We start from the raw sequence: 5,667 nt of genomic DNA on the forward strand, positions 1-5,667 counted from the left end.
GCGTTGATGGTCTGGTGCTCCATGCCCAGGTGCGGGGTCTCGACCACCCCCATCTTCTCGTCGCCGAACGGATAGGGCCCCACCGTCGCCTCGTAGAAGTCCAGCATCGGCGTGAACTGGGCGAACAGGGCCGCCACCTTGGCGGGATCGTCCGACCTGAGGCGCCAGTAGGACATCGGGATGACGTTGCCGAAGCGGCTGCGGTAGTCGGCCCTGACCTCGACATAGGGTCCGATGTTCAGGGCGATGGCGTAGGTGTTGGGATTGGCGGCCGACCAGTTCCAGGTCGTCCAGCCGTCGCCGTGATCCACCGTTCCCAGGAACTTGCCGTTCGACGGCGCCGACAGGTTGGACGGCACGGTGATGTGCAGGTCGACCCGCCCCGGTTCGGCCAGCGGGTGGTCGATGCAGGGCCAGAACAGGTCGCAGCCCTCCGGCTGGACGGCCGTGGCGATCCACGGCTCGCCCGACGGCGCGGTGGCCCAGACGAAGCCGCCGTCCCACGGAGGGTTGGGCGCCACGCGCGGCCGGCCGGCGTAGGCGATGCGCAGCTGGGCGGTCTTGCCGACGGCGAGCGGCCCGGCCAGCTGGACGGTCATCCGCCCCTCGGGGTTGGCCCAGCGCCCGGCCGGGACGGCCACGCCGTCCACCGCGACCTCGGACACGGTCAGCAGGGTGTCCAGCTCGACCGCCAGCCGGTCGACCGGGGCGGTGGCGGTGAAGTCCAGCAGGGCGACGCCGTCTATGGCCTTCTCATCCGGAAGGACCCGGATCGACAGGTCGGCCTTGTCGAAGGTGACGGCCAGTTGCTCGGGCGCGCGCGGCTGGTCGGTGCCGAGGGTGAAGGCGGTCGAGTCGCGCGCCGGCGCCTGGGCCGGCTCGGTCTGCGCCGCCGCGGGCTCCACGGACGCGGCCGTGGTGGCGCAGGCGGCGAGCGCGATCAGGGATACGCCCATCAGGGCGGCGCGGCAGGCGGTCAGGGACACACGGACGACTCCCGACAGTGGACCGGGTCAACCTAAAGCCCGTCGCCGCTTGTGCAACTGCAAGCCTGGGCGTGCGGCGGGCTCTCCACGCGCAAAGAAAAAGGCCGGTGTTTCCACCGGCCCCTTCAAATCTGGATGTCGTCGCCGATCAGGCGGCGGCCTGCTCGGCCAGCCTGGCCTTGACCTGGCGCTTGATGCGCTGGGCGGCGACCGACAGCTGCTCGTCGCGGGCCTTGACGATGAACGGATCAAGGCCGCCCTTGTAGTCCAGGGTGCGCAGGGCGGCGTTGGAGATGCGCAGGCTGAAGGTCTGGCCCAAAGACTCAGATGTGAGTTTGACCGCCTTCAGCGACGGCAGGAACCGACGCTTGGTCTTGATGTTCGAGTGGCTCACGCTGTGGCCGACCATCGGGCCGATACCGGTGAGTTCGCAACGACGCGACATCTGGCTATCCTTCGGAGCGGTCCGCGACACGGGGCGGACGCATGAAACAGGCGCGCGCGGGAGGTCGTCCCGCGCGAGAGGGGGGCGTATAGAGGAGGACTGCCCGTCCCGTCAAGACGGACGCGCCGCCCCGGAGCCGTTCAGCCGCCGTTCAAATCCCGCCATATATCCCCATTAGTCATGACACCGATGTTCAGCCCCGGGACCGCCATGAAGCCCTCCGCCCTCGTCCGCCTGGCCGCGACGGTCGCGCCCGTGATCGCCGGCGCCCTGTTCCTCGCCGCCCCCGCCGCGCCGCGGGCCGCCATGGCGCAGCAGTCCAGCGCCGACACCGTGCTGCCCGGCTACTGGGAGTACACCACCAGCGCCGTGGGCGTGCGCGACACCGAGACCAAATGCGTCCGCCCGAGCGAGATCAACCGCTTCTTCGGCGGCCTGTCGACCCGCCGCTGGCGGTGCGTCTATCCGGTGCGCCAGGTCGGCGACGGCGCCGCCCGCTTCGAGGGGACCTGCACCGACCGCAAGGGCCGGCGCGTCAACGTGCGCCTGAACGGCACCTACCAGCCCGAGAGCTTCACCTTCCGCGGCGGGGCCCAGCTGGTGCGCGGCACGCCCTATCTGCCGGCCTCGATCACCGCCCGCCGCCTCGCGGCTCAGTGCCCGGCCAACGCCGAGTATTTCTGACGGCCGTCTGCGACGCTGGAACGCCGGCGGAATTGAAAAAGGCCCGGGATCGCTCCCGGGCCTTCTGTCATTCGGCGATGCGCGTCGAAATCAGGCGGCTTCGGCTTCCTCGGCGGCCTCGGCGGCGGCGATGACGGCCTTCTTGGCGCTCAGCGACTTGCCGAGCAGTTCGACGGCGGCGTCCTTGTCGATGCGGTTGGCGGCGGCGACCTCGCGGGCCATCCGGTCCAGCGCCGATTCATAGAGCTGGCGCTCCGAATAGGACTGTTCCGGCTGGCTGTCGGCGCGGTGCAGGTCGCGGACCACCTCGGCGATCGAGATCAGGTCGCCCGAGTTGATCTTGGCCTCGTACTCCTGGGCGCGGCGCGACCACATGGTGCGCTTGATGCGGGCCCGGCCCTTCAGCGTGGTCAGGGCCTTGGACACCACGTCGTCGGCGGCCAGCGAACGCAGGCCGGCGGTCTTGGCCTTCCGGGTCGGGACGCGCAGCGTCATCTTCTCGTGATCGAAGGTCACGACATAGACCTCCAGCGACATGCCCGCGACTTCCTGGGTCTCGACGGCCGCCACCTTGCCGACGCCGTGCGCCGGATAGACGACCGCGTCGCCAACCTTGAATTCCAGACCAGTCTTGTTCGTCATGTCATTCCTTTCCCGGCGCGAGACGGCGGGGCGAAACGGATACGTCGAAACGACGGGGGCTCGTCCCGCGGCAGGAACCGCCGGCGCGCCTTGTCAGTCGTCAAAAACGGAAACGGATCACCAAACCTCTGGCCGATCCCGCCTGCATGGGCGGGATTCTGTCGCAAACGCGGGCGGCGCGAGGAAATCGCAGACCGCCCGACCCAATGGCAGGAACCTATCACAAATCTGCGGAATTTCAAAATGTCCACAGCGTCAGCATACGGAAGGCTGTAAATCCTCGCCGGACCGGCCGCCGTCCCGGCGGCGCCGCGCTCAGGAACCCTTGCCGGGCTTCGGCGAGAAATATTTCTCGAACTTGCCGGTCTCGCGCTCGAACTGGTCGGCGTCGGCGGGCGGCGTGCCCTTGACCGTGATGTTCGGCCAGAGCTTGGCGTATTCGGCGTTGACCATCAGCCATTTGCCGTCGGGCTCGTCCTCCGTGTCCGGCTTGATGGCGTCGACCGGGCATTCCGGCTCGCAGACGCCGCAGTCGATGCACTCGTCCGGCGCGATGACGAGGAAATTCTCGCCCTCATAGAAGCAGTCGACCGGGCAGACCTCGACGCAGTCCATGAACTTACATTTCACGCAGGCGTCGGTGACGATGTAGGTCATGGAGCGGAGGGGCGATCGCGCGGTTGCTGGAGACGGGCTGCGCAGATGACCCCGGCGGCCGACGCTGTCAACCGGCCCCTGTGTCGCGGGCGGCGTAGAGGGTCCGGGCCTCCTCGGCGGACCCGCGCCGCTCCCCCAGCCCCTCCACCGTCAGATCGATCAGCCGGCCGCCGAGGGCGAACACCAGGCCGTCGCCGACGTGGACGCTGCGGCTGGGCTTGTCGAGCCGGGTCTGCACGCCGTTGTGGGTCAGCCGCACCGCGCCGCGCTCGACCATGGCGGCGGCCAGCGAGCGGCTCTTCGCGAACCGGGCCCGCCACAGCCAGACATCGATGCGGCAGCTCGTTTCGCTCACGCGGGGTTGTTCCGCTGGCGCGGCCGCCTGCGGCGCGCCGGGGCCGGAGGCGGGGCGTTGAGCGCCGACAGGGCCGCGAACGGCGAGTCCTTCGGCAGCTTCGGCGTCCGGGCCCCGCGATCCGGTTGCTGGGCCCGGGTGGATTTCAGCGCCCCGGCCAGGGCCCTGGCCTGCGCCGCGGTGATCCCCAGTTCGGCCAGGTCCGCGTCGCCTGGAACGCCCCTGTTGCGGGCCCGCCGCTCGGCCAGCGCCTCCAGCATCTCGACTCCGGCGGCCAGCTGCCCCACGGCGCGCAACCCGAACGCCGACAGCAGCCGCGCCGATGGGGCGGTCCCCGGGAGCGGCGTCAGCGGGGCCGCGCCCGGCCGGAACGGCTCCCCGGCCACGAAGGCCTGGGCCACGCCCGGCGCGCGCCCCTTGAGAAGCGCCGGCAGCCAGACCGAATGGGCGCCGAGCCGTACGCCGAAGCTTTTCAGCGTGCGCCGCTCGGCCTGGCTCAAGGCGGCCAGATCGCGCTCGATGTCGCGCCGGTCGATCACCCCGCCGGCCTCGACCAGCCGGAAGGCGATCCCGCGCGGCAGCCCCTTCAGGGCGCCGCTCTCGACCGCCGCCTTCAGCCGCCTGAGCGCCCGCAGCGCCCGTCCGGCCTCGCCCGCCAGCCAGGCTTCGAGACGGCGCTGGGCCCGTTCGCGCGCCGCCGCCGGTCCCAGTTCGCCGAGCAGCCGCACCCGCGGCGCGAACCAGTCGCCGCCGGCGACCTGCCCCGCCTGGGCGCCGCGCCACAGCACCGCCCCGTCCGGCGTCACTGAAAAGGCCTCGTCGGCGTCCGCCGCCAGCCAGCCCAACCGCCGGGCGATCTCGGGCGTCACCGCCTGCCGCGCCGCATGACGCAGCGCCCGGTCCTCCAGCGCGCTGGCGCCCCTGTCGATCTGGAAGTCGACGCCCGACAGCCGGCCGACGGCGTGGCCCTCGACCACCACCGCGCCATCGGCGCCGACATCGGCCACCGCATCCTCGCGTACGTTCAGGGCCCGCATCAGGGCGGTGGTGCGCCGGTCGACGAAGCGCGCCGTCAGCCGCTCGTGCAGCACGTCCGACAGCCGCTCCTCCAGCGCCCGGGTGCGGTCGCGCCAGCCCTGGGCCTGGTCCAGCCAGTCGGGCCGGTTGGCGATATAGCTCAGCGTCCGCACCCCGCTCAGCCGGGCCGACAGCTGGTCGATCTGGCCGTCGTCGCGGTCGAGGTCGGCGAAGCGCGGCGCGATCCAGTCCGCCGTCAGCCGACCGCGCCGGCCGGTCAGGGCCTCGAAGATGTCCTTCGCCAGCCGGGCGTGCTCGTCCAGGGTGGTCTTCTGGAAGTCGGGCAGCTGGCAGGCCTCCCACAGCCGCATGATCGCGCCGCGCGAGCGGCCGATCCGCGCCACCGCCTCGTCCTTGATCAGCCGCCGCAGCAGGGTCTCGTCCAGCGCCGGCTGGGTCAGGTTCAGCCCGCGCACCCCCGGCGTTACCGTCAGCGACCGCAACAGGTCCGGCAGGGTGTCGAAGTCCAGCCGCGCATGACGCCACTCGGCCGCCTCGACCGGATCGAAGCGGTGCTCGACCACCTGCTCGACCATGTCGGGGTCCAGTTCGAGGGCCTCTCCGGTCACCCCGAAGGTCCCGTCCCGCAGATGCCGCCCGGCCCGGCCGGCGATCTGGCCGATCTCATGGGCGTGCAGCCAGCGCGTCCGCCGCCCGTCGAACTTCCTCAGGCCGGCGAAGGCGACGTGGTCGACCTCCATGTTCAGCCCCATGCCGATGGCGTCGGTGGCCACCAGAAAGTCGACCTCGCCGGACTGGAACAGCTCGACCTGGGCGTTGCGGGTGCGCGGGGACAGCGAACCCATCACCACCGCCGCCCC

6 protein-coding genes and 1 pseudogene are annotated in these 5,667 nt (G+C 71.2%); 1 reads left to right on the plus strand and 6 read right to left on the minus strand.

What is annotated here, in order from left to right; genetic code table 11:
* A pseudogene (locus tag Q0588_RS15940) lies at positions 1 to 986 on the minus strand (M1 family peptidase); the annotation flags it as partial.
* Positions 987 to 1,134: 148 nt separating this feature from the next.
* A complete protein-coding gene (gene rpmB / locus Q0588_RS15945) occupies positions 1,135 to 1,431 on the minus strand; it encodes a 50S ribosomal protein L28 (protein WP_298748275.1) in 297 nt (98 codons plus the stop codon).
* Positions 1,432 to 1,641: 210 nt separating this feature from the next.
* On the opposite strand from rpmB, the gene Q0588_RS15950 reads away from it, so the two are divergent.
* Positions 1,642 to 2,115: a DUF3617 family protein gene (locus Q0588_RS15950; RefSeq protein ID WP_298748278.1), complete on the plus strand. Its 474-nt coding sequence runs from the start codon at positions 1,642 to 1,644 to the stop codon at positions 2,113 to 2,115.
* A gap of 90 nt (positions 2,116 to 2,205) precedes the next feature.
* Here the strand turns inward: Q0588_RS15950 and Q0588_RS15955 are convergent, their stop codons facing one another.
* The 4 genes from Q0588_RS15955 to Q0588_RS15970 form a co-directional block, all read right to left on the minus strand.
* Positions 2,206 to 2,757 (minus strand): CarD family transcriptional regulator, encoded by a 552-nt coding sequence (locus Q0588_RS15955; RefSeq protein WP_298748281.1) that lies wholly within the window; start codon positions 2,755 to 2,757, stop codon positions 2,206 to 2,208.
* Between the two features lie 315 nt (positions 2,758 to 3,072).
* Positions 3,073 to 3,414, minus strand: coding sequence for a ferredoxin FdxA (fdxA, locus tag Q0588_RS15960; RefSeq protein ID WP_298748284.1), 342 nt, complete (start codon positions 3,412 to 3,414; stop codon positions 3,073 to 3,075).
* 67 nt (positions 3,415 to 3,481) lie between these two features.
* Positions 3,482 to 3,769, minus strand: coding sequence for an RNA-binding S4 domain-containing protein (locus tag Q0588_RS15965; RefSeq protein ID WP_298748287.1), 288 nt, complete (start codon positions 3,767 to 3,769; stop codon positions 3,482 to 3,484).
* On the minus strand, positions 3,766 to 5,667 hold a 1,902-nt coding region (locus Q0588_RS15970; protein ID WP_298748290.1), incomplete at its 5' end, for a helicase-related protein. The genes Q0588_RS15970 and Q0588_RS15965, both read right to left, overlap by 4 nt.

The sequence above is a fragment of the uncultured Brevundimonas sp. genome (genome assembly GCF_937870815.1).
Taxonomy (GTDB): Bacteria; Pseudomonadota; Alphaproteobacteria; order Caulobacterales; family Caulobacteraceae; genus Brevundimonas.

Coding starts and splice junctions, on each gene's coding strand:
- rpmB (WP_298748275.1), bottom strand. CDS start 1,431: ATGTCGCGTCGTTGCGAACTCACCGGTATCGGCCCGATGGTCGGCCAC.
- Q0588_RS15955 (WP_298748281.1), bottom strand. CDS start 2,757: ATGACGAACAAGACTGGTCTGGAATTCAAGGTTGGCGACGCGGTCGTC.
- fdxA (WP_298748284.1), bottom strand. CDS start 3,414: ATGACCTACATCGTCACCGACGCCTGCGTGAAATGTAAGTTCATGGAC.
- Q0588_RS15950 (WP_298748278.1), top strand. CDS start 1,642: ATGAAGCCCTCCGCCCTCGTCCGCCTGGCCGCGACGGTCGCGCCCGTG.